Annotated in this window: 27 protein-coding genes; 12 read left to right on the forward strand and 15 right to left on the reverse strand. The window is 64.3% G+C overall.

Annotated elements, in window-relative coordinates:
* Positions 1-136 precede the first annotated feature (136 nt).
* The 4 genes from CKJ82_RS08195 to CKJ82_RS08210 form a co-directional block, all read right to left on the reverse strand.
* Positions 137-1,600: a sensor histidine kinase gene (locus tag CKJ82_RS08195; RefSeq protein WP_240510614.1), complete on the reverse strand. Its 1,464-nt coding sequence runs from the start codon at positions 1,598-1,600 to the stop codon at positions 137-139.
* The gene (locus CKJ82_RS08200; RefSeq protein WP_095535748.1) at positions 1,597-2,295 is read right to left on the reverse strand and encodes a response regulator transcription factor; all 699 of its coding nucleotides are present in this window, start codon (positions 2,293-2,295) and stop codon (positions 1,597-1,599) included. Before CKJ82_RS08200 ends, CKJ82_RS08195 begins: the two co-directional genes overlap by 4 nt.
* 95 nt (positions 2,296-2,390) lie before the next feature.
* The gene (gene rpmF / locus CKJ82_RS08205) at positions 2,391-2,564 is read right to left on the reverse strand and encodes a 50S ribosomal protein L32 (RefSeq protein ID WP_095277040.1); all 174 of its coding nucleotides are present in this window, start codon (positions 2,562-2,564) and stop codon (positions 2,391-2,393) included.
* 21 nt (positions 2,565-2,585) lie between these two features.
* Complete coding sequence (locus tag CKJ82_RS08210; protein ID WP_095277043.1) at positions 2,586-2,858, reverse strand: type B 50S ribosomal protein L31; 273 nt, start codon at positions 2,856-2,858, stop codon at positions 2,586-2,588.
* A 403-nt stretch (positions 2,859-3,261) separates the two neighbouring features.
* On the opposite strand from CKJ82_RS08210, the gene rpmB reads away from it, so the two are divergent.
* The 6 genes from rpmB to CKJ82_RS08240 all read left to right on the forward strand — a co-directional run bounded on the left by rpmB (position 3,262) and on the right by CKJ82_RS08240 (position 5,664).
* On the forward strand, positions 3,262-3,498 hold the full coding sequence (rpmB, locus tag CKJ82_RS08215) for a 50S ribosomal protein L28 (protein ID WP_095277046.1): 237 nt from the start codon (positions 3,262-3,264) through the stop codon (positions 3,496-3,498).
* A complete protein-coding gene (rpmG, locus tag CKJ82_RS08220) occupies positions 3,498-3,662 on the forward strand; it encodes a 50S ribosomal protein L33 (protein ID WP_006841072.1) in 165 nt (54 codons plus the stop codon). Before rpmB ends, rpmG begins: the two co-directional genes overlap by 1 nt.
* Positions 3,663-3,665: 3 nt before the next feature.
* Entirely contained in the window at positions 3,666-3,971 is a 306-nt protein-coding gene (rpsN, locus tag CKJ82_RS08225; protein WP_095277048.1) for a 30S ribosomal protein S14, read from the forward strand.
* A 14-nt stretch (positions 3,972-3,985) separates the two neighbouring features.
* Entirely contained in the window at positions 3,986-4,234 is a 249-nt protein-coding gene (gene rpsR, locus CKJ82_RS08230; protein ID WP_095277051.1) for a 30S ribosomal protein S18, read from the forward strand.
* 199 nt (positions 4,235-4,433) lie between these two features.
* Complete coding sequence (locus CKJ82_RS08235) at positions 4,434-5,111, forward strand: TetR/AcrR family transcriptional regulator (RefSeq protein ID WP_095537732.1); 678 nt, start codon at positions 4,434-4,436, stop codon at positions 5,109-5,111.
* A gap of 280 nt (positions 5,112-5,391) precedes the next feature.
* Positions 5,392-5,664: a recombinase family protein gene (locus CKJ82_RS08240; protein ID WP_240510731.1), complete on the forward strand. Its 273-nt coding sequence runs from the start codon at positions 5,392-5,394 to the stop codon at positions 5,662-5,664.
* 23 nt (positions 5,665-5,687) lie between these two features.
* Here CKJ82_RS08240 and CKJ82_RS08245 read toward each other — a convergent pair whose 3' ends face one another.
* The 9 genes from CKJ82_RS08245 to CKJ82_RS08285 all read right to left on the reverse strand — a co-directional run bounded on the left by CKJ82_RS08245 (position 5,688) and on the right by CKJ82_RS08285 (position 14,515).
* Positions 5,688-5,975: a hypothetical protein gene (locus tag CKJ82_RS08245; protein WP_095537734.1), complete on the reverse strand. Its 288-nt coding sequence runs from the start codon at positions 5,973-5,975 to the stop codon at positions 5,688-5,690.
* Positions 5,976-5,993: 18 nt separating this feature from the next.
* On the reverse strand, positions 5,994-7,403 hold the full coding sequence (locus CKJ82_RS08250) for an LGFP repeat-containing protein (RefSeq protein ID WP_240510732.1): 1,410 nt from the start codon (positions 7,401-7,403) through the stop codon (positions 5,994-5,996).
* A 532-nt stretch (positions 7,404-7,935) separates the two neighbouring features.
* On the reverse strand, positions 7,936-8,799 hold the full coding sequence (locus CKJ82_RS08255; RefSeq protein WP_240510733.1) for a hypothetical protein: 864 nt from the start codon (positions 8,797-8,799) through the stop codon (positions 7,936-7,938).
* The gene (locus CKJ82_RS08260; RefSeq protein ID WP_095537736.1) at positions 8,793-9,419 is read right to left on the reverse strand and encodes a hypothetical protein; all 627 of its coding nucleotides are present in this window, start codon (positions 9,417-9,419) and stop codon (positions 8,793-8,795) included. The genes CKJ82_RS08255 and CKJ82_RS08260 overlap by 7 nt, the downstream gene beginning before the upstream one ends.
* 135 nt (positions 9,420-9,554) lie before the next feature.
* A complete protein-coding gene (locus tag CKJ82_RS11680) occupies positions 9,555-10,049 on the reverse strand; it encodes a hypothetical protein (protein ID WP_133064051.1) in 495 nt (164 codons plus the stop codon).
* A gap of 53 nt (positions 10,050-10,102) precedes the next feature.
* Positions 10,103-11,014, reverse strand: a complete 912-nt coding sequence (locus tag CKJ82_RS08270) for a serine hydrolase (protein ID WP_095537738.1) — start codon at positions 11,012-11,014, stop codon at positions 10,103-10,105.
* Positions 11,015-11,102: 88 nt separating this feature from the next.
* On the reverse strand, positions 11,103-12,629 hold the full coding sequence (purH, locus tag CKJ82_RS08275; RefSeq protein WP_095537739.1) for a bifunctional phosphoribosylaminoimidazolecarboxamide formyltransferase/IMP cyclohydrolase: 1,527 nt from the start codon (positions 12,627-12,629) through the stop codon (positions 11,103-11,105).
* Complete coding sequence (gene purN / locus CKJ82_RS08280; RefSeq protein WP_095535756.1) at positions 12,613-13,224, reverse strand: phosphoribosylglycinamide formyltransferase; 612 nt, start codon at positions 13,222-13,224, stop codon at positions 12,613-12,615. Before purN ends, purH begins: the two co-directional genes overlap by 17 nt.
* Positions 13,217-14,515, reverse strand: coding sequence for a cell division protein PerM (locus CKJ82_RS08285; RefSeq protein WP_133064052.1), 1,299 nt, complete (start codon positions 14,513-14,515; stop codon positions 13,217-13,219). The genes purN and CKJ82_RS08285 overlap by 8 nt, the downstream gene beginning before the upstream one ends.
* A 394-nt stretch (positions 14,516-14,909) precedes the next feature.
* Between CKJ82_RS08285 and CKJ82_RS08295 the strand changes: the two genes are divergently transcribed.
* A complete protein-coding gene (locus CKJ82_RS08295) occupies positions 14,910-15,647 on the forward strand; it encodes a M23 family metallopeptidase (protein ID WP_095277076.1) in 738 nt (245 codons plus the stop codon).
* A 470-nt stretch (positions 15,648-16,117) separates the two neighbouring features.
* Positions 16,118-16,810, forward strand: coding sequence for a M23 family metallopeptidase (locus CKJ82_RS08300; protein WP_095537741.1), 693 nt, complete (start codon positions 16,118-16,120; stop codon positions 16,808-16,810).
* On the opposite strand, the gene pcrA is transcribed toward CKJ82_RS08300, so the two are convergent.
* Complete coding sequence (gene pcrA / locus CKJ82_RS08305; RefSeq protein ID WP_095537742.1) at positions 16,807-19,143, reverse strand: DNA helicase PcrA; 2,337 nt, start codon at positions 19,141-19,143, stop codon at positions 16,807-16,809. The two genes, CKJ82_RS08300 and pcrA, sit on opposite strands and share 4 nt — an antisense overlap.
* A 101-nt stretch (positions 19,144-19,244) precedes the next feature.
* Here pcrA and CKJ82_RS08310 point away from each other — a divergent pair, with 101 nt between their 5' ends.
* The 4 genes from CKJ82_RS08310 to CKJ82_RS08325 all read left to right on the forward strand — a co-directional run bounded on the left by CKJ82_RS08310 (position 19,245) and on the right by CKJ82_RS08325 (position 23,416).
* Positions 19,245-19,538 (forward strand): chorismate mutase, encoded by a 294-nt coding sequence (locus tag CKJ82_RS08310; protein ID WP_095277083.1) that lies wholly within the window; start codon positions 19,245-19,247, stop codon positions 19,536-19,538.
* 64 nt (positions 19,539-19,602) lie between these two features.
* On the forward strand, positions 19,603-21,240 hold the full coding sequence (gene pgi / locus CKJ82_RS08315) for a glucose-6-phosphate isomerase (RefSeq protein WP_095537743.1): 1,638 nt from the start codon (positions 19,603-19,605) through the stop codon (positions 21,238-21,240).
* Positions 21,241-21,246: 6 nt separating this feature from the next.
* Entirely contained in the window at positions 21,247-22,734 is a 1,488-nt protein-coding gene (locus CKJ82_RS08320; protein WP_095537744.1) for a glutamate-cysteine ligase family protein, read from the forward strand.
* Between the two features lie 49 nt (positions 22,735-22,783).
* The gene (locus CKJ82_RS08325) at positions 22,784-23,416 is read left to right on the forward strand and encodes a DedA family protein (RefSeq protein ID WP_095277091.1); all 633 of its coding nucleotides are present in this window, start codon (positions 22,784-22,786) and stop codon (positions 23,414-23,416) included.
* A 4-nt stretch (positions 23,417-23,420) separates the two neighbouring features.
* On the opposite strand, the gene CKJ82_RS08330 is transcribed toward CKJ82_RS08325, so the two are convergent.
* The gene (locus tag CKJ82_RS08330) at positions 23,421-24,230 is read right to left on the reverse strand and encodes a DNA-formamidopyrimidine glycosylase family protein (protein ID WP_095537745.1); all 810 of its coding nucleotides are present in this window, start codon (positions 24,228-24,230) and stop codon (positions 23,421-23,423) included.
* Positions 24,231-24,248: the final 18 nt, after the last annotated feature.

Below are 24,248 nucleotides of genomic sequence, written 5' to 3' on the forward strand. Positions count from 1 at the left end.
GAACAGACTCCACCTAAAGTTAACTGAACGTTCCCTGTGTGCTGTGCGCTGGTGCAATGCCGCTTATCGACGAAACCCCGCCCGGTGAGATCCCTCCCACCAAGCGGGGCAACGCGACCGTGCGCACACGCGCTTGCTAGTCCTCCGCGGGCGGGCGCCACCCCGGGAACACGACACGCATGCGGGTGCCCCCGTCGTCGGATTCCTCGACGAAGATCTGGGCGTTGTGGCGGTCGAGCACCTGTTTCACAATCGCCAGGCCCAGGCCCGAGCCCGGCATCGCGCGCGACTCCGGGGCGCGGTAGAAGCGTTCGAAGACGCGGGCGCGCTCCTTCGGCGCAATGCCGGGGCCGGAATCGTCGACAATCAGCACCGCCTTCGTCGTGGCCGCCTTGAGCGAGATGCGGACGGTGCCGCCGTCCGGGGACCACTTGGCGGCGTTGTCGATCAGGTTAATCGGCGCGCGCCCCATGGCGAAGTGGTCGCCCATGATGACCCATGGGTCGGCGTGGAACTGGAACGTGACGTCCGGGCGGCGGCGACGCACGCGGTCCAGCGCCTCCTCCAGGATCATGTCGAGACGGAGCTCAGTGAACTCCGTGTTGGGAGAGTCCTCGCGCGCAAGGTCGACGAGGTCTCCAATCAGCGTGGACATCTCCTCCATCTGCGCCAGCACGTCCCGCTCCAGGTTCTCGCGCTCCTCGGGCGAGATCATGTCCTGGTGGCCGGACTTGTACATCATCATGAACAGCTCAATGTTGGTGCGCATGGACGTCAGCGGCGTCTTCAGCTCATGGCCCGCGTCTGCGACGAGCTGCGTCTGTCGGGTACGCGAGTCCTGGAGCGTCTGGATCATCCGGTTGAACGAGCGGCTGATGTTCGCGAGCTCGTCGTCGCCCTCAACCGGGAGCGGCTTGAGCTCCTCGGTCCGGGTCACCTCGTCCACCGCTTTTTGCAGCCTGCGCAGTGGATACAAACCGGTCGCGGCGACAACGGACGCGACGGCCCACGCCATCGCAATGCCGAGGCACAGGATGACCAGCAGCGCCGCACCGGAGCTGCCCTGCAGCCGGCGCGAGGGATCCACCTGCTGGGCAAGCGCCACCGCAGAGCCGTCGTCCTTGCGGAGGACCAGGATGCGCTCCCCGCCCGCAGTACGGACCGAGATTTCTTCGCCGTCCGCTTCCCTGTGGAACGCCCCACCGATCGCGATCGCATCGCCGTAATAGCGATTGGACTGCGGCGGCGACACCGCTGCGTGGATCTGCGGGTTGAAGTACTTAAACGCCGCTATCTTCCCCTCAAGCTCATCGACGGGATGCCTTTCCACCTCGTCCATCAGCGCATCCGCCTTCACCCGGAGGTCGCTATCCATTGAATTCGTGATCGTCGTGGCGGCAGCCCAGAAGCTGACCAGGGCGGTGACCAAGATGGTGAAGGCGACCATCACGCCAGTCAGCACCACGAGCTGCTGGCGCAGAGAAAGTCCGAGCCCAAGGAACCGAGAGCCGCGGAAACCTGACGCCTCCGCGCCCCCCTGCTCGTCGATCCACGCGTCCTTATCGCGCTGGTAAGTCTCGGCTGATTGCCGAAGGATCACGGTGCCGTCTCCCGCAGCACGTAACCAACGCCGCGGACGGTGTGGATCAGGCGCGGCTCGCCCGCAGCCTCCGTCTTGCGCCGGAGGTAGCCGATGTACACCTCGAGCGCGTTGCCGGAGGTTGGGAAGTCGTAGCCCCACACCTCTTCCAGGATGGTCTGGCGGGTGAGCACGCGACGCGGGTTCTGCATCAGCAGGTGCAGCAGCGCGAACTCGGTGCGCGTCAGCGAGATGGTACGGGAGCCGCGCGTGACGTCTCGGGTCTCCGGGTTGAGCGTGAGGTCCTCGAACTTCAGCGCGGAGGACTCGTGGTCGCCGCCCTCTATAGAATCCGCGCGGGCACGGCGCAGCAGGGAGCGAACGCGGGCAAGGAGCTCTTCGAGCGCGAACGGCTTGGGAAGGTAGTCGTCGGCACCGGCATCCAGCCCCGCCACCCTGTCAGACACGCCGTCACGCGCCGTAAGCATCAGCACGGGCCGATCGTAGCCGGACGAACGCAGCGTACGGCACACGCCAAGCCCGTCAAGCTTAGGCATCATCACGTCAAGGATGGTCAGGTCCGGCTCTTCCGCGCGGATCAGATCCAGCGCCTCTTCGCCATCTTCCGCCAGGCACACCTCGTACCCGTTGAAGCGAAGAGAGCGCCGTAAGGATTCACGCACGGCCTGCTCATCATCGGCCACAAGAATTTTCATGTTTCTATTATGGCTTACTCGATGATTTTTGGTGCATAAGACCGCAAAAAAGCCGATTCCCCAGGTCAGGGAACCGGCTTCCGGTGGAGCTGCGTTTAGAACTGCTCCACGTCAATCAGGCCAGCCTGCGCGGCCTTGACCAGGCGACGCGGGATGCGAACTTCCTGGCCGTCGATCTTGACGGTCTGCAGTGCGGCGTTGTCAGCCTTCCACTGCGAGCGACGCATGCGGGTGTTTGCGCGGGACTTCTTAAACTTCGGGGTAGCCATTTCTCAATTCCTCCTTTACGCCTAGTTAGCGGACTTCTTCTTACGGCGAGCCATGCCACCGAAGCGCTGGTTGAACTTCTCAACGCGGCCAGCGGTGTCCATGAGGCGCTGTGCGCCGGTCCAGAACGGGTGGGACTCAGCGGTCACGTCGACAACGATGAGCGGGTACTCGTTGCCGTCCTCCCACTGGTCGGTACGGTCGGAGGTCTTGGTGGAGCGAGTCAGGAACTTGTGGCCCGTGTTCGCGTCCTGGAAAATCACCGGGTGGTAATCCGGATGAATATCCTTCTTCATATACTTCGTCTCCCTCAGGATTGAACTTCAGGTCGTCTCCTCCGCGAGGATCGTGCCTGAGTTGGGTGCGAAAAACTGACATTACGCCCGGCTCCCGCCGGACAACTCGCACAAGCATACAGCTCAGGTCCCCCATTACCTAATCTCGGCATTTTGCTTCTCGACGCCCCGCCACCCCGCCGAGAACGTGGCGTCGTCAAGCATACTGCCCCCTTGCACGCACCGAATTAGGAAAACCGCAGCCCGGCATGTATCGTTGACTCTCGCTGTTGTCGAAGTACACGTATACGCCTACGTCAACCGATTGCACCAGACGCTCTCGCGGACCCTCACTCCGCTTAGCAGTGGCGTCATCCTCACTTGTGATCAGTGCGTGGGCGGCAGAAGAGAAAGAAGTCAACCCATGTCGGCACATTGCCAGGTCACGGGACGCGAGCCAAAGTTTGGCAAGACCGTCTCGCACTCGCACCGCCGCCACTCGCGCCGTTGGAACCCCAACGTGCAGAAGCGCCGGTTCTACCTGCCCTCCGAGGGCCGTACCATTACTCTGAACGTTTCTACCAAGGGTCTGAAGATCATCGACCGTGACGGCATCGAGTCCGTCGTGGCAAAGATCCGCGCACGAGGTGAGAAGATCTAATGGCACGTAACGATATTCGCCCGATCATCAAGCTGAAGAGCACCGCGGGCACTGGTTTTACCTACGTCACCCGCAAGAACAAGCGCAACAACCCGGATCGCATCACGCTGAAGAAGTACGACCCGGTTGTGCGCAAGCACGTCGAATTCCGCGAGGAGCGATAATCAATGGCTAAGAAGTCGAAGATCGCCAAGAACGAGAAGCGCAAGGAGATCGTTGCTCGTTACGCAGAGCGACGCAACGAGCTCAAGGCAATCATCCGCAACCCGGAGACCTCGGACGAGGACCGCCTGGACGCGCAGTTTGAGCTGAACCGCCAGCCCCGCGACGCTTCCCCGTCGCGCGTGCGCAACCGCGACTCTCGCGATGGCCGCCCCCGCGGCTACCTGCGTAAGTTCGGTGTGTCCCGTGTCCGTATGCGCGAGATGGCTCACCGCGGTGAGCTGCCTGGCGTCCGTAAGTCTTCGTGGTAAGGAGGAATTGACCAATGAAGCGCAATAACCAACGCAAGGCGCGCATGGAGCAGTCCCGCCGCCCGAAGAAGAACCCGCTCAAGGCCAAGGGCATTGAGAAGGTCGACTACAAGGATATTGAGACCCTGCGTCTGTTTATCTCTGACCGTCACAAGATCCGTTCCCGCCGCGTCACCGGCTTGACCCCGCAGCAGCAGCGTCAGGTTGCTACCGCCGTCAAGAACGCGCGCGAGATGGCTCTTCTGCCGTTCACCACCCGCTAACCAGCGGTTGACGTCAACAGCGTAGAGTTTTCGACCCAAAGCCTGCCCCGCCCGGATGTGATTCCGGTGCGGGGCAGGCTTTTTCATGCGCTGCCGCTACCTTTCTAACGATTGAAAGGCCGCGGCGTGCAGTAGACTAGGAACGCACACGCGTCGCTGCCTTCCCTGCAGAACGGCGCCGTTTTGAGAGGAGTAGTGGATGAGCGGAAACGTGGGTCGCCCCCGCAAGAACAGCCCCCGTCGTCGCGGCAAGACAGCCCGCGACGAAATCCTCGACGCATCCTCGGAACTGTTCACCCGCCGCGGCTTCTCCACCACGTCTACGCACCAGATCGCCGAGGCCGTGGGCATCCGCCAGGCGTCGCTGTACTACCACTTCCCCTCCAAGAACGACATCTTCCTCACCCTGCTGAAGGGCACGATCCAACCGGCGTTGGACCTCGCCTCGGACTTGGCGGAGTCGGACGCGTCGCCGGCGCTGAAGCTGTGGGCGCTGTGCGCCGCCGAGACGCGCATCCTGCTGTCTTCCAATTGGAACATCGGTCGCCTCTACCAGCTGCCGACGCTGGAATCGGAGGAGTTCGAGGAGTACCACGAGGCGCGCGCGAAGCTCGAGGGCATCTACCGCGACCTCGCGGCGCAAATCGTCGGCAATGACGATCCCCGCATCGATCTCCCGTTCCACATGACGCTCGCCGCGATTGAGATGCGCGACAACACCGGTGTGGCGCCCTACCCGCTTGTCGACGATGCCCTACCCGCCCCCTCAGTCATGATCGCCGATGCCGTGCTCGACGTGCTCCACGCCGAGCTCCCCTCCTGCCGCGGCGAGCGCACCCTCGAGCTGGTGGCGAAGGTGTCGGGGAATCCGGAGTAGCAGCGGGGCTTACGGCTGGCAGCGCAGCAAACACGGGCTGCGCCGACCTAATCGGTACCCACATGACGAGATCCCCGTGACGAAGATATTGGAAATTGGGACCGCGGACAAATAGTTGGTGTGTCCCCGGGGGCGGAGAGGGTTTCTGATGTCCGCGCATTTTCCCCGTGAGATCCGGGAGCAAGCAACGCCTGAGTGAGACACCGCTACCGGATACTCACTCAGGCGCTACCAGATACTCACCACACCGCTACCATTTCAGTCTTCTGAACACTATCCTTTGAACTCCACACCTATTGCGAAGCTCATGCTCGGCCTGCTTGGTTCGGTGGCGGAGTTTGAACGTTCGATTATTCGTGAGCGTCAGGCCGAGGGCATTGCCCGTGCCAAGGCTCGCGGTGTCTACAAGGGTCGCGCGAAGGTGCTCACCGACGCCCAGGTCGCCCAGGCCTGGGGGTGGGTAGCCGATGGCGTGCCCAAGGCGGAAGTGGCCCGCCGGCTCGACATCGGATGGACCACCTTGTATACATACCTCGCAAGAAGCGCTGTATAAACACCCTCTCCTAGCGACCGCTCCTACTCCCGCGCTTCGCCGAAGCCATTCGCAATGATGCGCCACAGAGAACTGATGATAACGGTGGTAATTAAGTAACCGCTGACCGCATAATTGAAAAGGCCGCTACACATCTCATCGCTAAGTATGTCGTAGATCAGGAAAACGGGTGCTAGTAAAACCATCACGACTAAGAAACGGTATGGAGAAAGCACCTTCCGCTTAGCTGAAAGGTGGACTAGGTACCCCATTGCCATGATGCATAAGGAGATGAATAGCGCGACCACTGCACCAAAAACCACATAGATCATGTTTCTCTCTAAATTCTTTTAGGGGGTGGTCATGACATCCATTGCGTTCGATCCTATTCCGGAGCCTCGGTTCCCTGTGTTGCCTGAATGTGTTGCCTGAATAGGATCCGGCTGACTATCAGTCGTGGTGTCGCTTGGTGTTGGGGTCTTTCCTTCTCGGATTGTTGGAAGTGACGTGGGTATGCTGCCACTCTTCAGTGCCGCTTCGATTTCCTCCGAGGACGTTCCTGCCGGGAAGAACGGGACGAGATCCATACCTTCGCTCAACTGGTAGTTCGTCGTGTCAACCACTTCAGCATCCGGAAGGGCAGATACGGCGTCCGAATTGGGGACATTAAACGTTCTAACCGAGGAAGTGTTCTTATCTGCGGTGATGTAAGTGGCAGATGCAGTCGAGGTTCGCTTCCTCAGATTGTCTGCCAGTCGGGACCATGAATACCGAGCGACAGTCTGGGAGTTCAAAGGACCTAAAAGAGATACATTTGAAACCGGCCCCCATGCTTGCACATTCAATCTGATAGTAGTGATCCCTGTGACGGTAGTCGGGACAAATCTGAAGTTGATCAACCGACCGGCACCTTCGGGGTGTCCCTCCAGGGATTTAAAGGTGAAACCATCTGGGGAAATAGCCTCTACTCGTACTGGGGCATCCACTCCTACTGCCGTGTCAAGATTGCAAGTATCTCCTACGCGGAGAGTATCGGGGCAGCCCGTGAAAGTGAAATATTGATTAAAGTGAGTGGTCAACTCTCGATTTAGGGCCTGCGGGGTCCATTGCTCACTGATATTGAAAATATCGTAAAACTGGTTGTAGCTACCATATGCAGAGCCGTAGGTTGGTAGGGATGCGGGCTTAAAAGGAACCCATTGAAGGGCGTGGCCTTGGAATTCTTGTTGAACTGCGCCGTCGATCAAACGCCGTTCCTCGGATACAGGAAAACCGAATCTACTCTTCTCCCACCCGTTCTTACCCCAATAGTTTCTAATTTCACCTAGTACTTTATGCGCGCCGGTGGAAGGGCTCCAATAGATCGAGCCTCCTTGGAAATGATTGAACTTCCCTTCTCCGCCAGGAGTATTGAGCTCGTCGGTCGTAGGAAAGCCAAGTGGGCCCATTTCCCAGTCGCTCAAACCCCATTGCTTTTTAATCTCGCCTTGGATATTGTGCGCGCCGGTGGACGGACTCCAATAGATCGAGCCTCCTTGGAAGTGATTGAATCGCCCTCCTGGTTGCCGAGTGGGAAGTTCATCTGTGGCGGGATAACCGAGATGCTCCCGTTCCCACCCCAGTTCCGCCCATTTGTCCCTGATTGCCCCTCCTACTTGGTGGGCGGTTCCACCATCGACGTTAGGGTGCCAATAAATAGAGGAGTCGCGGGCAAAGACCTGAAAACGCCCATTCCACGCCGACACACTTTCGGGGGTCAAGGCATCCCCAAATGTGGGCCAGCCGCCGAGGCGTTGATACGTTTCTTCAATTCGACCTCCGATCCAATGCCCATGAAAGACATCGGCGGTAGCTGTGGCCGTACCTAAACTGCACGCGACAAGAAATGCCGTGGCCGAAGGGAGAATTCGATGACTACATTTCATTTTTGCCTCTTACTTAGAGGGGGAAATCGTCATTCTCGTTAGAGTAACGGATCACCCTAGCCTTTGTAGGACTTTCGAACCTCCGATATTGGGGGTCAGTGAATCTCTTTCGCGCACGTGCAGTGGCACAAATGCGAGACTATATTGACAACTACATCGACTTCTACACCCATACCAGGCTGAAGTCGACGCTAGGCAACGGCTATGTCACCATCGCCGAACACCGCCAAGCACTTGGAGTCTAAACAACAACACACAAGCCCACGGGGCACTCCAACAAAACATCCGCAGGCCCATTCTCAACGAATTCGTCACCCTGTTCTCGTCATCCAGTCAATGCTTCACCCCGACGTGACGCCCGTCCGCTTTACGGCTGGCAGCGCGCCGCCGGCAGCAACTCGGTCCCCTCCCCCAACCGCTGCGCCATCGCGCTGAGCATCTGCTGCCCTGTGTCGTACGCGCCGTCCGCGGGAAACGCGGCGAGCGCGACGGGCGCGTAGCTCCCGTCCGTGCGCGGCACAAGCCCGAACTGTCGCACCTGATACATGCCTGCTGTGTCCGGGCCCCACCCGCCCTTGAACAGGGCCCCAAGCGTCCCCAGGCCGTAGGACTGGCCCGGGTCGACCTGCCCCATGAGCTGGAGCACCTGCCCGGCGCCAGCAATGCACGCGAGCGAGTCGGCGAGCTGCGCTTCATCGCTGACCGAGAGGGCGGTCTGGCCGAACGTGGAGAACTCCGGACGGGTCTTCGCCGTATTTACCGGCACGGTAAGGCCGGACTCGCTGAGCACCGCATCCACCGCGTCGGCACCGGCGGTGGCGTAGAGCCGTTCCGCAGCGGCGTTATCCGAGGCGGTGATGGCGGCGGCGACGTCGCCGGAGGCAGCGGGATCGGCGCGGAGCGCGGCGATCGCGATGGGCACCTTGATCGTCGACCACGCCGCGGTTGCCCCCTGCTCCCCTGACGCCACGACTCCGTTCGGCCCGGCGACGGCGGCACCGGCGGTGCCCCAGGCGGAGGCGGCCTGCACGGTGGCGTCGAGAAGCGACTGCGCGTCAGGGGCCGCGGCGCGGCGTTCTGTGGTGGACGGGGCGGGCGGAGGCGTAACGAACTCGGTGGACTTCACCACGACTGTCGGTGGTTCCTGCTGCGGCCCAGTCGGCACGGTACAGGACGACAAGGCGCAGGCGGACGCGGCGAGCGCAACGCCGAGCCGGAGAGGGACTACCAAATCCGGACCCTGGCGTTATTGCCGCCGGAGCAGTACACGGTGCTGCCGCCGCTGCACGACATGGTGTAGGTGTATCCCGTCCGCGGGCTGTACGCAGAGATCGTGACGTTCGTGCTGCCCGAACTGTTGTACGCGTCGACGAACTCGCTGTACACGTTCGCGGCAAACGGCCCGGTGGTCACCCCGGTATCGGCCGCGTAATGCGAGTACGTGTGACGCGAGGGCGCCGGTGCTGCCGGGGCGGGCTCCTCGGCCTGCTGCTGGGCGGGCGCCTCCTGCTGGAGCGTCTGGGTCTCCACATCCGTAATGGTCACCGGCTCGCTCGAGCCGCTGAACGCCCCGGAACCAAACAGGTACGCAAGCACGCCCACTATCGCCGCGAGCAGGACCCCAATGATGGCGATGAGCCACGGGGTCCAGTTTCGGCGATTCTCCTCGTGGTACGGGTACTGCCCCTGGCCGTACGCCGGACCGTATTGCTGTGGTGGATATTGCTGCGGTGCGTATTGCTGCTGGGGCTGCTGCGGGTACTGGCCCGAGAACTGTACCGTCTCGGTGTCCGCGGCGGCCCACTGCTCCGTGCTGGGGTTCACGTCGCCTTGGCCGTACTTACTGCTCATTGTCGCGCCTTTCCCGAGGCGCGGGGGCGCGCCGAGGGTCATGTATGCAAATTGGGGGTTCTGGGAAATGATAAATCAACATCTGCCAAAATGTTGAAATTCACCGCGCATTTCCCTCACCGCAAGCTGGGTGCGCTACCGGCTCGTCGTCGGGCTGGTCTTGGTCGTCTTCGAGGCTTGTGACTTCTTCGTCTTGCTCGCCGTTGCAGTGCTTGTCGACGCCCCCATGCTCGCCTTCGACGACGCCACAGCCGAGGACTTCTTCGACGTCTTTGAGGCTTTCGGTGTCTTCGACGTCTTCGGCGCCGTCGTGCTCGTCGGCGCGGGAGCCGGCGCCACCCTCGTCGTCGTCACCTCCGTGACCTGCGTCGACGTCACGACCATGGTGCTGGTAACACTCTCGGGTTGCTTCGCGCCCTGCGCGAGGCCACTCACCGAGGTGTAAAAGAGCGCCCCCATGATGAGCGCGGCCGCCCCGACCAGACCGCCGACGAGCCAGGTACCAACCGCCCCGCGGCGGTCGTCGTCCTGAGTCTCGTCCTGATATTCATCGACCTGCTGCGCGGGAAGGACCTGGGTAGGCGGGTCAACCTCCTGGTCACGCTCGTACTCGCGTTGTCGGTCGACCACGCACTACCGCCTTTCTTATTTCGGCCTGCAGAGTGTGCAGGTTTCACAAGAGGTTAGCAGCGCGCGGTGGGCAGGGTCCCGCGCATCCCGTCAAGGCCGCGTGCGAGTTCGCTGAGCATTTGGGTGCTCTCCGCGTAGCCGCCGTGGCTGAACGCGGTGATCGCCACGGCGACATCGCCGTTCGGGCCCGGGACCAGGCCGAACTGTCGGGCCACGTAGCCGTCCTCGTGCGTGTTCCAGCCGCCCTTGAAGCGGGCACCGCCGATCTGGCCAAGGCCCCAGCGCTGGTCCGGGGTGATCTGCCCCATGAGGTCCAGCACCGGCTCGTGGCCCGCGACGCAGCGCAGCCCGGAGGCAAACTGCGCCTGGCCGGAGGTGTTCCAGAGGGTATCCATCCCGTACGCCGCGGAGGTCGTCGTGGCGGAACCCGCCTGCTGGATCACCTTGACGGACTCGGCGCCAGGGACCTGGTTGTACATGCGGTAGGCGGCGTCGTTGTCGGAGACCGTGATGGCCAGGCGGGCGTCGTTGGCAAAGCCCGGGCTCTGGCGCAGGGCGGCGATGGCCAGCGGCACCTTCATGGTGGAAAACGCCGGGTAAGCGGCGTTGTCTCCGGCGGTGATCTGCGCGCCGTTGCCCGCGACCGAGACGGCGACGCGGCCGTTGTGGTGCCCCTCCACCGCGCGTACCAGCCCGTCAAGGGCCGCCTGGTGGTCAACGGCGGGCTGCGCGGCGGCGCCCGGCGCGTGGGACGGCTGCCCCGCCTGGCCGGGCTGCTTCGGCCGCAGCTGCGGCGGGACCTGTTGCTTGATGTTGTCGGGCAGGCCGTTGTAGGCCTGCACGTACGCATCGCCGACGACGGGGAGATCCTCCACCGCCGGCATCACCGGCAGGGAGATCCCCATGGCCATCAGCGCCGCGGTAATTTGCTTCGCCCACGGCTGCGAAGAAAGTTGCGAGGACACGAATCTGCGCTCCCTACGTCACGTTACTGCCGTTTATTTACGGCTGACCTTAAAAGTATACGTAGGATACCATTCTGTGCCCCGCAAATTAGTGAGCGAAGTGGCGAGTCCCCGTCAGGTACATCGTCACACCGGCCTCCTTGGCGGCGGCGATGACTTCCTCATCGCGGATGGAGCCACCCGGCTGCACCACAGCCTTCACGCCCGAGTCGGCGAGCAGCTGGAAACCGTCGGCGAAGGGGAAGAACGCGTCGGAGGCTGCCACGGCCCCGTTGGTGCGGTTCTTGCCCTCGTCCAGGGTGTTGGCGCGGTCGACGGCGAGCTTCGCCGAGTCGACGCGGTTGACCTGGCCCATGCCAATGCCTACCGACGCCCCCTGGGCTGCAATCAAGATCGCATTGGACTTCACGCAACGCACGCTGCGCCAGGCAAACTCCAGGTCGGCCAGGGTCTGCTCGTCGGCGGCCTCGCCGGCGACCAGCTTCCAGCTCGAGGCGGGGTCTCCCTCAGCCTGGTAGGCGTCGCGGTCCTGTACCAGCCAGCCACCGGAGATCTGCTTCCGCTCCTCGCCGGGCTGCTTCGGCTCGACCTGCAGGATGCGCAGGTTCTTCTTCTCCTGAAGCACCTCGATCGCGCCGTCCTCGTAGGACGGAGCCAGGATGACCTCGGTGAAGATCGGCTTGACCTGCTCCGCCATCTCGACGGTGACCTCGCGGTTCGCGGCGACCACACCGCCATACGCGGAGACCGGGTCGCAGGCGTGCGCCTTCGCGTGCGCGTCGGCAATAGAATCGTCCGACACCGCGACACCGCACGGGTTGGCGTGTTTGATAATGGCCACGCAGGGGCGCTCGTGGTCCCAGGCGGCGCGCCACGCGGCGTCGGCGTCCTGGTAGTTGTTGTAGCTCATTTCCTTGCCACCGAACTGGGTGGCGTTGGCGATGCCCCAGCCCTCGTTGACCAGGCGGGCTGCCTGGTGCGGGTTCTCGCCGTAGCGCAGTGCGTCGCCCTCGGCAGCCTCCTCGGCGCCGAGCTGTTCGGCGAACCAGGAGGAGACGGCAGCGTCGTATTGCGCGGTGTGCGTGAACGCCTCGAGCGCGAGGCGCTTGCGGTCCTCCAGCTCGAAACCGTCGCCCTTCACAGCATCAATGACGTCCGCGTAGCGGGACGGGTTGGTCACGACGGCGACGGACGGGTGGTTCTTCGCGGCGGCGCGCACCATGGAGGGGCCGCCGATGTCGATCTGCTCCACGCAAGCGTCGAAATCCGCCCCGGAGGCGACGGTCTCCTCGAACGGGTACAGGTTCACCACGACGAGCTGGAACGGCTCGATGCCCAGCTCCTTGAGCTGCTCGGCGTGGGCGTCCTTGCGCAGGTCCGCCAGGATGCCGGAGTGCACGCGCGGGTGCAGGGTCTTGACGCGCCCCTCGAGCACCTCGGGGAACCCGGTGAGCTCGGCGACCTCGGTGACGTGCACGCCGGCGTCGGCAATGCGCTTGGCGGTCGAGCCGGTGGAGACGATCTCTACGCCGGCCTCGCCGAGCGCGCGGGCGAGATCCTCCACGCCAGTCTTGTCGTACACGCTGATCAGCGCGCGCTTAATCTGAATTCCCATTGAACAGTACCTTCCCGTCGGAGATGGTGGCGCCGCGCAGCAGACCCACAATCTGCTCGCGCTCCGCCTGCTTGATTCGTTCGTGCAGAGTGGACTTCGTGTCGCCCTCCTGGATGCGCACCGCGCGCTGAGCGATGATCTCGCCGGTATCCATCCCAGCATCCACGTAGTGGACGGTGCAGCCGGTCACCTTCACGCCGTACTCCAGCGCGTCCTCGACGGCGTGCGCGCCCGGAAACGCGGGCAGCAAAGAGGGGTGAGTGTTAATTGTGCGCCCTTCAAACTCATCCAGGAACGCGCTGCCCAAGATACGCATAAAGCCCGCGGAAACGACCACGTCAGGCTGTGCCTTGGCCACGGTCGCCGCGAGCTCTCTATCCCAGGCAGCGCGATCATCGCCGACTGGCACGACCGCGGTGCGCACACCGGCGTTCTTCGCACGCTCGATGCCGGGACATACTTGGTCCGCGACGACAAGATCGACGCGGTACGGGCTCTGGATGTCGTCCAAAATCGCCTTGAGCAGGCTGCCTGTGCCGGAAACCAGCACAGCAACGGACAATGATTGGCTACTCACGGGCCATAGCTTAGTCATCCTGCTTCGCACTGCGGAATACGGCAACCGCCCACACCAGCAGGCTCAGCACCGCGAGCCACCCGAGCAGGAGGACTCCCAGCTTCCACGCGGTGGGGCCGACGGTCCCGTAGGCGCCGGCCTCGCCGGAGGTGAGCACGCCGAGGACCAGACCGATCACGCCGCCCCACACGCCCGTCGCACCCGCCTGCGCCAGCGTCGGCCGGACCTTCCAGAGCGACGCCAGGATGACGCCGGCCGGGATCAGCATGCACACCGGCGCCCACGCCGGCACGCTCTCCGGCACCGCGGCCAGCAGCGGCAGCGGCGGCAGCGCGACGTTGCCGGAGGCGAACAGCGAGGTGGACACCCCGGCGTAGTCGAAGGACCCGCCGAGCAGGACCGCCATCGACGTCACCGCAGCGTTGGGCAGGTAGAGCAGGCACAGCAGCGTCAGCCACAGCCCACCCGCGGCCCCGAGGTTGGGGTAGGCGGCGACCAGGTCGCCGACCCGCTGGTAGTGCAGCGCCAGCACGACCAAGGCAACGACGCCGCCGGCGAGTGCGAGGTTCCGGATGGCGTTGAGGGCGGTGAGCGCGGCGTCGATAAGCACTTCCGGCACCCCGCCTCGCTTGGCCAGCGCGCGCCACAGGACGGTCCGAAGGCCGAAGCAGAAGCCAATGAAGTGCAGCGCTGGCGGCAGGAACAGCGCCAACGCGGCGGGCGGGGCGCTGACCGGGTAGACCGCCGAGGCGTCCGACACCATGAACAGGGCGATGCCGGACAGCGTGAGCGGGATGAGGAGAGTGAGTACGAGCAGCACCCCCAGGTCGAGGAGGCTCACCCGGTGGGCGGTCGCCGCGCGGACGCGAGCAGCCACGATGGCGATCGCGCCGAGCGCAGGCAGCAGCGGGACCGCGCCGAGGGTCACGCCATCGAACTCGAACGGGACGCCGTGGCCGACCAGCCACGTCTCGCCGATAGCCATCGGGAGGTACGAAAGTGGCCAACCACCGATCAGCAGCACCGCGAAGCACAGTGCGATCGCGCCGAGCCCGAGTACCGCGTTGGGGACCAGCACGAAGCCAAGGTAGTGGCGGATGCGCTCGCTCCACGTCTGCGGGACCGCATCCGCCTTTTCTGGGCGGCCGCGCAGCTGCTGTGCGCGACGCGTCCGGTTGCCTTGTCGCAGCCGTTTGCGCTTCTCGACGCCTCCACGCGGCCGGCGAGCCTGCCCGCGCCCGTCGGCATCACTGTGCTCACTCGGCTCACTGGCCGCACTTGCTTCACTGTATTCTCGCTGTTCACGCAAGGTAACGCGCGGGCGGCTCCGCTGCGGCCTCGAGGAGGGCCCTGTTTGGGGGCTTGAATTGGTGCTCATCGTCGTTAACTTTGCCACTGAATTGCCGCTGCCCGATGTCCAACACTCCCCCGCGTACCCACGCGGCGGCGGTAAAATACCCGGACGACTCCCAACAAAATGCAACGTCCTGGGCCCGCCCGGGCATGAGACGCTACACGCTCGCGTGCGAGCGCATTTATGTAACGAATCAACAACCTGAAAACGATTAAGAAAATTTTAGAATCCAGCTTGCCATGCCGAGACCAATTCGTTACAGTGACCTCTCGTAGATAACAGGAAGGTTACGATCCGCTACCGGGAAGGTTGCGGAACGCAGACCAACGGAACGCTTCAAAGAGGGCACATGTACAACGCATCGAAGCAGGGCGGCAAGCACCGCAAGCAGACCCCGAACAAGGGTCGCGTCGCCATGGTCGCCGTCACCACCGGCGCAGTCTCCACCGCCGGCCTCTCCGGCGCCGCCGCCGCAACCCTGGCCGCAGACGGCCCGCAGACCTCCAACGTTGACATCGAGCTGGCTGCGGACACCAACCAGCTTGTTGACGACGCCGTCGCCACCGCCGACGCCCTCGCCTCTTCCCCGCAGGTGCTGGCCATCTCCGAGTACAAGCCGGTCACCAACTTGACCGACCAGCTGGACAAGGCCGTTGCGCACTCCGACGAGGTAGCAAAGGCCGACGAGGCCGCCCGCGCACCGCAGACCGTCAAGCCGGCAGAGGGTGCGTTCACCTCCCCGTTCAGCCCGCGCTGGGGCTCCTTCCACTACGGCGTGGACATCGCGAACTCCCCGGGCACCCCGATCCTCGCCGTCATGGACGGCACCGTGATCGACTCCGGCCCGGCCCAGGGCTACGGCAACTGGATCCGCCTGCGCCACGACGACGGCTCCGTCTCCGTCTACGGCCACATGCAGACGCTCAACGTGGCAGTCGGCGAGCGCGTCCACGCCGGCCAGAACATCGCTGGCATGGGCAGCATGGGCTTCTCCACCGGCTCGCACCTGCACTTTGAGATCCACCCGGACGGCACCACCCCCGTCGACCCGGCCGCTTGGCTGGCAGAGCGCGGCATCTCGCTCTAAGACCTTCCTTCCCCTCTTGACGCCCCGGTTTTCCCGGGGCGTTTTGCGTTGCTGCGGCAATCGCAGGGATCAAGGGGCAGCACTGCCCCGGCTCGGCATGTCGCTGGGGCGAGGAATGGCCTGTGCGACGAGAACGGGATGACGAAGACGCGGAATATTTTTTGCATCTTCGTCATCCTGCCCTCGTCATGTGGGACGGGCTGTTTTGGGCGGGCCTTTTCCGCCCCAGTACAGGTCGGGTGTGGAGTATCCGCCCAGCTCCCCCCTACCGGCCCCATCCCCGGACTCCCCTCACTCGCGTCACTTTTGCAACAATTTTCACTCCAGCAACACCCGCGTTGACCTGCGTGGATGGCGGAAAATGACACAACTTTTCGACAAAATTGCACGTCAGAGCGTTGCTCACGGGGTGTCGGCACGCTAAGTTTTAACGCGGTATACACTCCCCTCAATGTAAAGGTTTGTCGCACATGCAACGTCGCCTGCTTGCCGCAGTCGCTGCCACGGCGCTTTCGCTCACCCTGCTGCCCGCCCCGGCATTCGCCGGCCCGGCCATCCAGATCAACGGCGCCCCGGTAGAAAACCAACAGGATGCGGTCAAGCACCTGGCCAAGGCCGCGGACACCATTTTGGAGTCCGGCGCCACCCTCACCGTCGGTGACTACAGCATTGTCTACGACCCCCGCGCGCTCGGCCAAGAGATCAGCAGCCAGTTCACCCCCAACAACGGCGCAGGCGGCGTCACCATGCAGCGCGGCCGCACCGCGGACGGCCGCACCGTGGTCACGCCGGCCACCGGTACGTTCACCTCTGGCTTCGGCATGCGCTGGGGCACCATGCACCGCGGCATCGACATTGCCAACAGCCTGGGCAGCCCGATCTACGCCGTGATGGACGGCACCGTGATCAACGCCGGACCTGCGCAGGGCTTTGGCAACTGGGTCGTCATCCAGCACGACGGCGGCGAGGTGTCCGTGTACGGCCACATGTCGCAGTACAACGTGTCCGTTGGCCAGCGCGTCAAGGCTGGCGAGCAGATCGCTCAGATCGGCTCTGAGGGCCAGTCCACCGGCCCCCACCTCCACTTTGAGATCAAGCCCGACGGCGTGAACCAGGTCGACCCCGTCCCCTGGTTCGCCCAGCAGGGCATCCGGATCTCCTAAATCTTCTCCATCGGCAGCCCGCCGATGAGCATGAGCCGGACGGTGCCGGAGGAGCCGAAGTCCACCGTCACGGTCTCACGCACTCCCGCGCCGTCCACGGACTGGACGGTGCCGAGCCCGTACTTGGCGTGGTTGACCCGGTCGCCCGGCGCCAGGTTGAGGTTCTTGTGCACCTTCACCCCGCCGGAACCGGCCCCGCGACCCGAGCGCCGGCCCGAACCCGAGCGCCGGCCACCGCCGAGGGGCGCGGGCGAGCCCCAGGCGCCGGACGCGCCGGTTCCGCTCGGCTCAGTCCTGCGCCAGTCGATGAGGTCCTCCGGGACTTCCGCGAGGAAGCGGCTGGCGGGATTGGTCACCGGGTTCCCCCACGAGGAGCGCAGCATCGCGCGCGTGAGGTACAGCCGCTGCTTGGCGCGGGTGATGCCCACGTACGCCAGGCGGCGCTCCTCGGCCAGTTCGTCCGGGTCCCCCAGCGCGCGCAGGTGCGGGAACTGCCCGTCCTCCCAGCCGGTGACAAAGACGGTGGGAAACTCCAGGCCCTTCGCGGTGTGCAGTGTCATCATGGTGACCACGCCCTGCTCGTTGTCCGGCAGCTGGTCCGCGTCCGCCACGAGAGAAACCTTTTCCAGGAACGCCTGCAGCGATCCCGGCGCGGGCTCGCCCTCCACCATCACGGCGTCGAGCTCCTCGTCCGACATGTAGGCGACCTGGTTGGCCGCCTCAGAGGAGAATTCGCGCGCGACGGAGACGAGCTCGTTGAGGTTGTCCAGGCGGGTCGCGTCCTGGGGGTCGTTCGACGCCTCCAGTTCCGCCTTGTACCCGGTCGCGTCCAAGATACGGGAGACGAGCTGGCCCAGTTCTGGCATGCCCGTGACCTCGTTGCGCAGCTCCGGCATCTCCTTGCGCAGTCCGTCCATAAGCTCTACGAACCCGCTGATCGCGTTCTTGGCGCGAGCTTTGATCATGTCGACGTTCCCCGACGCGGCGTCGATAAGCGCCTGCCCAAAGCTCACCCCCTGGTTCTCCGCGTGGAGCGCCACCATGGCCTGGGCCTTGTCGCCGATCGCGCGCTTGGGCACGTTAACGATGCGGCGCAGGCTGACCGTGTCATCGGGGTTGTCCAGAACTTTCATGTAGGCGACGATGTCGCGGATCTCGCGGCGCTCGTAGAAGCGCGTGCCGCCGACCACCTTGTACGGGATGCCGGAGCGGATGAAGATGTCCTCGAGCGCGCGCGAGGCATTGTTGGTGCGGTACATGACCGCCATGTCCGAATACGCAATCCCAGAATCCGCGAGCTGGTCGATCTCCGAGGCGATGAAGCGGGCCTCGTCGTGCTCGTTGTCCGCGACGTAGCCGACGATCTTCTCGCCCGCGCCGTGGTCGGTCCACAGCTTCTTCGGCCGGCGCCCCTCGTTCTGCGCGATCACCGAGTTGGCCGCGTTCAAAATGTTCTGGGTGGAGCGGTAGTTCTGCTCCAACAGGATGGTGCGCGCGTTGGGGTAGTCGCGCTCGAACTCCTCGATGTTACGGATCGTGGCGCCGCGGAACGCGTAGATCGACTGGTCCGAGTCGCCCACCACCGCGAGCTCCGGGGCGTCCGCACCCGTGCCGACGAGCGTGTGGATGAGCTCGTACTGCGCGTGGTTCGTGTCCTGGTACTCGTCCACCAGCACGTGGCGGAAGCGGCGGCGGTAGTACTCCGTGACCTGCGGGTGCTCCTTGAGAATGCGCACGACCTCCCCCACCAGGTCGTCAAAGTCCAGGGCGTTGGACTGGCGCAGGCGGCGCTGGTACTCCGCAAAGACCTTGGCCACGGTGGTCTCGAACGGGTTGTGGGTGCGCTCCGCGTCCGCTAACGCGGTGTCCGGGTCCACGAGCTCGTTCTTGAGATTGGAGATGCCGTTGGCCAGGGTGCGCGCGGAGAACTTCTTCAGGTCCAGGTTGAAGTCCTTGGCAATCATGGACAGCAAGCGGCGGGAATCGTCCGAGTCGTAGATGGTGAAGTTGGTGTTCATCCCCGGCACGAGCTGCGCCTGCTGGCGCAGGATGCGCACGCAGACCGAGTGGAACGTGGCCACCCACATGCGCTCCGACTCCGGGCCGACCAACTGGGCGACGCGCTCCTTCATTTCCGCGGCCGCCTTATTAGTAAAGGTGATGGCGAGCACCTGCCACGGCGCGACCCCGCGCTGCTGCAACAGGTAAGCAATGCGGCGGGTCAGCACGGCGGTCTTGCCGGAGCCTGCGCCGGCGACGATGAGCAGCGGCGAGCCCTCGTGCTGCACAGCCGCCTGCTGTTGCGGATTGAGTCCCAGGGTCAGATCAGTCATGCGGTTCAGAGTACCCACCGCCCCAACATCGCCCCGAGCCCGTTCGAACACCCTGGATAAAACGGTCCATATCCGCAGGTGCCGTGGCATAATGTCCTGCCATGAGCGATTTTGACATCCGCATGCCCTCTGGCACCGATGACCCGCTGTCGGACGCGGAGATTCAGCAGTACCGCAAGGAGATTGACCGGCTGGACCGGGTGATCCTGGACGCGGTGAAGCGCCGCTCCGAGGTCTCCCGCGCCATCGGCAAGACGCGGATGGGATCCGGCGGCACGAAGCTCGTGCACACCCGCGAGGTGGCAATCATTAACCAGTTCCGCGACGAGCTGGGCGAGGAAGGCCCAACCCTGGCCAACATCCTGCTGCGCCTGGGCCGCGGGAAGCTGGGCTAGGCACTCGCACCGCACTTTTGGCTACCGTGGGGTGAGAACGATTCGCACTTCCTTGGGAGGAATAATGACCGACATCACGTCCACGTCTGCCTGGAAAAACCTGGAAAAGCTGCACGCCGAGAAGTCGCAGACCACGCTGCGCGATCTCTTCGCCGCGGACAGCAACCGCGCGACAAACCTCACCTTCGAGGCGGCAGGCCTGCACGTGGACATGTCGAAGCAGCTTATCGACGCCTCCGTGCTCGACGCCCTGACCGCCCTCGCAGAGGAAGCGGGCCTGCAGGACAAGATCGGCCAGATGTTTGACGGCGCCCACATCAACAACACCGAGGATCGCGCAGTGCTCCACACCGCGCTGCGCCTGCCGGCCGAGGCGGACCTGGAGGTCGACGGCCAGGACGTCGCCGCCGACGTCCACGAGGTCCTCGGCCGCATGCGCGACTTCGCCTCCGCCCTGCGCTCCGGCGAGTGGCTCGGCCACACCGGCCACACCATCAAGAAGGTCGTGAACATTGGCATCGGCGGCTCGGACCTGGGTCCCGCGATGGCGACCAAGGCGCTGCGCGCCTACGCCACCGCAGGTATCACCGCGGAGTTCGTGTCCAACGTCGACCCGGCAGACATGGCCGCGGTGCTGGACCGCTGCAACGCGGAGGAGACCCTATTCATCATCGCCTCCAAGACGTTCACCACGCAGGAGACGCTGACCAACGCGCACGCGGCGAAGCGCTGGCTGCTCGAGCAGTTCGACGGCGACGAGTCCGCGATTGCCAAGCACTTCGTCGCCGTATCCACGAACAAGGAGAAGGTCGCCGAATTTGGCATCGACACGACCAACATGTTCGGCTTCTGGGACTGGGTTGGCGGCCGCTACTCGGTCGACTCCGCAATCGGCCTGAGCCTCATGGCCGTGATCGGCCCGATGGACTTCATGCGCCTGCTCGAGGGCTTCCACGCCATGGACGAGCACTTCCGCACCACCGAGCTGTCCAAGAACGTCCCGGCGCTGATGGGCCTGCTCAACGTCTGGTACCGCAACTTCTACGACGCCCAGACTCACGCCGTGCTCCCCTACTCCGAGGACCTCTCCCGCTTCCCGGCGTACCTGCAGCAGCTGACCATGGAGTCCAACGGCAAGTCGGTCCGCCACGACGGCTCCCCGGTCACCTACGACACCGGCGAGATCTTCTGGGGCGAGCCGGGCACCAACGGCCAGCACGCCTTCTTCCAGCTCCTGCACCAGGGCACCACGATGGTGCCCGCGGACTTCATCGGTTTTGCCACGCCGAAGGAGGACTTCCCCACCGCCGACGGCACCGGCTCCATGCACGACCTGCTGATGGGCAACTTCTTCGCCCAAACCAAGGTGCTCGCGTTTGGCAAGGACCAGCAGACCATCGAGGCGGAGGGCGTGAGCAACGAGCTGGCCCCGCACAAGGTCATGCCGGGCAACCGCCCCACCACCACGATCCTGGCCGAGGAACTCAGCCCGTTTACCCTGGGCGCGCTCATCGCGCTCTACGAGCACATCGTGTTCACCGAGGGCGTCATCTGGGACATCAACTCCTTCGACCAGTGGGGCGTTGAGCTGGGCAAGCAGCAGGCCAACGACCTCGCAGCCGCCGTCGCGGGCAAGGAGGCACCGAACACCGGCGATGCCTCTACCGATGCACTGATTTCCTGGTACCGCAGCAAGAAGTAGGCACCCATGGGCGAGCAAATCTCCGCGGATTCCTACACCCCGCGCCAGCGCTCCGTGTACCGGAGGCGCCTGGAGGACGAGCTCGAGCTCTTCGACCGCCACCTGCAGGAGGCGGAGTTTGTCAGCCACGGCACGATCGGGCTGGAGCTGGAGCTCAACCTGGTGGACGCGGAGATGCGCCCGCACGCCAACAACCAGGCCGTGCTCGAGCGCCTCGGCGACGAGTTCCAGTCTGAAATCGGCGCCTACAACGTCGAGCTCAACCACCCGCCGCTGTCCATTGCGGGCGACGGCCTGACCAAGCTCGAGGAGGGGCTCAGCCGGCGCCTCAAAGAGGTGTCCGAGGCCGCGGAGGCCGCCGGCTCCACCGTCGCGATGATCGGCACCCTGCCCACCATGACCTCGAAGTTCCTCAAAAACCCGGCGTGGATGACGCCGGAGAACCGCTACGCGGGGCTGAACAACTCCATCATGGATACCCGCGGTGAGCTCGTCCACCTCAACCTGTGGCGCGAGGAGCGCTACCGCCACAACTTCGAGGACATCGCCACCGAATCCACCTGCACGTCCATCCAGTTGCACCTGCAGGTTTCCCCCGCGCGCTTTGCCAACGCGTGGAACGCGTCCCAGGCGATCGCGGGCGTGCAGGCCGCGCTGTCCGCGAACTCCCCGCTCTTTATGGGGCACCGGGTCTGGCACGAATCGCGCATCCCTGTGTTCCAGCAGTCCATCGATACGCGCACCCAGGAGCTGATTAACCAGGGCGTGCGCCCGCGTGTCTGGTTCGGCGAGCGCTGGATCACCAGCGTCTTCGACCTCTTCGAGGAGAACGTCCGGTACTTCTCCCCGCTGCTCCCGGAGGGCCGCATGCAGGCCGGCGCCCCGTTCATGAGAGGCGACAGCCCCGGGCTGCACTACCTCAACCTGCACAACGGCACGATCTGGCGCTGGAACCGCGCCATCTACGACCCGAACACGGAGCTCTCCCACATCCGCGTGGAAAACCGCCTCCTGGCCGCAGGCCCCACTGTCAAGGACATCATCGCGGACGCCGCCTTCTACTACGGCATGGTCAAGGCGCTCAGCGAGCAGACCCGCCCCGTCTGGTCGCGCCTCAGCTTCGAGGACGCCGAGCGCAACTTCCACGAGGGCGCGCGCCACGGGCTCACCGCGCAGTTGACCTGGCCGACGCTGGGTAGTATTGACGTCACGGAGCTCGTCGCAAAGCACCTGCTGCCCCTCGCCCACGAGGGTTTGGAGCTTCTCGACGTCGCACCCCACCTCGCCGACGAATACCTCGGCATCATCGAGGGCCGAGCCCGCACGCGCCAAAACGGGGCGATGTGGCAGCTCAACGCGCTCAACTCCATCGCCCCGCAGTCGCGGCCGGCCACCAAGGAGCGCGGCGACGCGCTCGCCCGCGTGCTCAGGCAATACGTAGCAAACCAGCAGTCCGGCGCGCCTGTGCACACTTGGTCCTTGGAGGTCTCGTAGGGCACAATAAGCGTTTAGCTTCGGCCCAAATGGAATACAAGGAGTAGCCGTGCAAGGAATCATCGACTGGATCATCCACCTCATGGAGATCCTCGGCGGCCCGGGCGTTGGCATCGCCATCCTGCTAGAAAACCTCTTCCCGCCAATCCCATCTGAGGTGGTCCTCCCGCTCGGCGGCTTCACCGTGGCGCAGGGCTCCCTGTCCTTCGCCTCCGTGCTCATCTGGTCCATCGTCGGCTCCGTCGTCGGCGCGTACCTCCTCTACGGCATCGGCGCCTGGCTGGGTGCCGCCCGCCTGCGCAAGATCGCGGACTGGATGTGGCTGGTCAAAGCCTCCGACGTGGATGCGTCGCTGAAATTCTTTGACAAGTACGGCAGGACCTCCGTGTTCATCGGCCGCCTCATCCCGGGCATCCGTTCCCTGATCTCCATCCCCGCCGGCCTGGACCGCATGAGCCTGCTCACGTTTGGTATCTGGACCACGCTCGGCTCCGCGATCTGGAACACCATCCTGGTCTCCCTCGGCTACGCGCTCGGCGACCGGTGGGAGGAGGTCACCGGGTACGTCGATGCGTATTCCAAGGTCATCTACGTCATTCTCATCCTGATCATCGTCGGCTTCCTCGCCTTCTTCATCCGCCGCGCCATGAAGGAGCGCAAGGAAGGCGCCCCCGCCCAGTAGCGGCTCACGGCGCGGGCTGGCACCGCGGGCACCACCAGATCACGCGCTCCAGGTCACCCTCGCCTCCGAGAAACCCCTTGGTAATGAGCGTGCCGCAGCGCCTGCACGGTTTCCGGTTCCGCCCAAACACGTAGCTCGTCTCGCCCGCACGCTTGATCCCGGTGGTCACGCGCACGGGCGAGTCTTTGTTTGCCCACATCAGCCGGCGCGCAAGGGCCACATGCTTTGCGACGTCCACGTCCCCCACCTTCAACGCCGGGTGGGTCCCCGCCAGGAAGTTGATCTCCGCACGGTACTCGTTGCCGATTCCGGCAAGGTTGCGCTGGTCCAACAGTGCGCGCCCGATTTCCATGTCCGGGTTTGCCTCAATGCGGCGCACCGCCTCGGCGGCGTCGAAGTCCTCGGCGAGCAGGTCCGGGCCCAAATACCCCATCTCCTGGGGGTACTCGCGGGCCGGGAAGACCCGGACGAGTCCGAGCCAAAACCCGACGAGCTCGATGTCGGGGGCGGGGGCGTCGGCAAGCGAGAGCACGACGCGGGCGGCGTGGCCGGGCTTGCGCCACCGCTGGCCCGCCCGGTGGAAGGCCCAGGTGCCCTCCATCTTCAGGTGGGTGTGCAGGATCTGCGCCGCGTGGTCGGGCGCGCCGAACCGCATAAACAGGTGCTTGCCGTAGGGCCACACGCGCTCGCAGGTCATGCCGGTGAAGTCGACCGTGGCGTAGCGGGGCACGCGCAGGCTCGTGCGCGTGACCTCCCGGCCGGTCATCCACTGCAGGCGCTTGGACAGCTGGTAGACGGAATCCCCTTCAGGCATGGTGCGATTCTAGGCCCC

It is taken from the genome of Corynebacterium gottingense (assembly GCF_002285125.1).
Lineage (GTDB): Bacteria > Actinomycetota > Actinomycetes > Mycobacteriales > Mycobacteriaceae > Corynebacterium > Corynebacterium gottingense.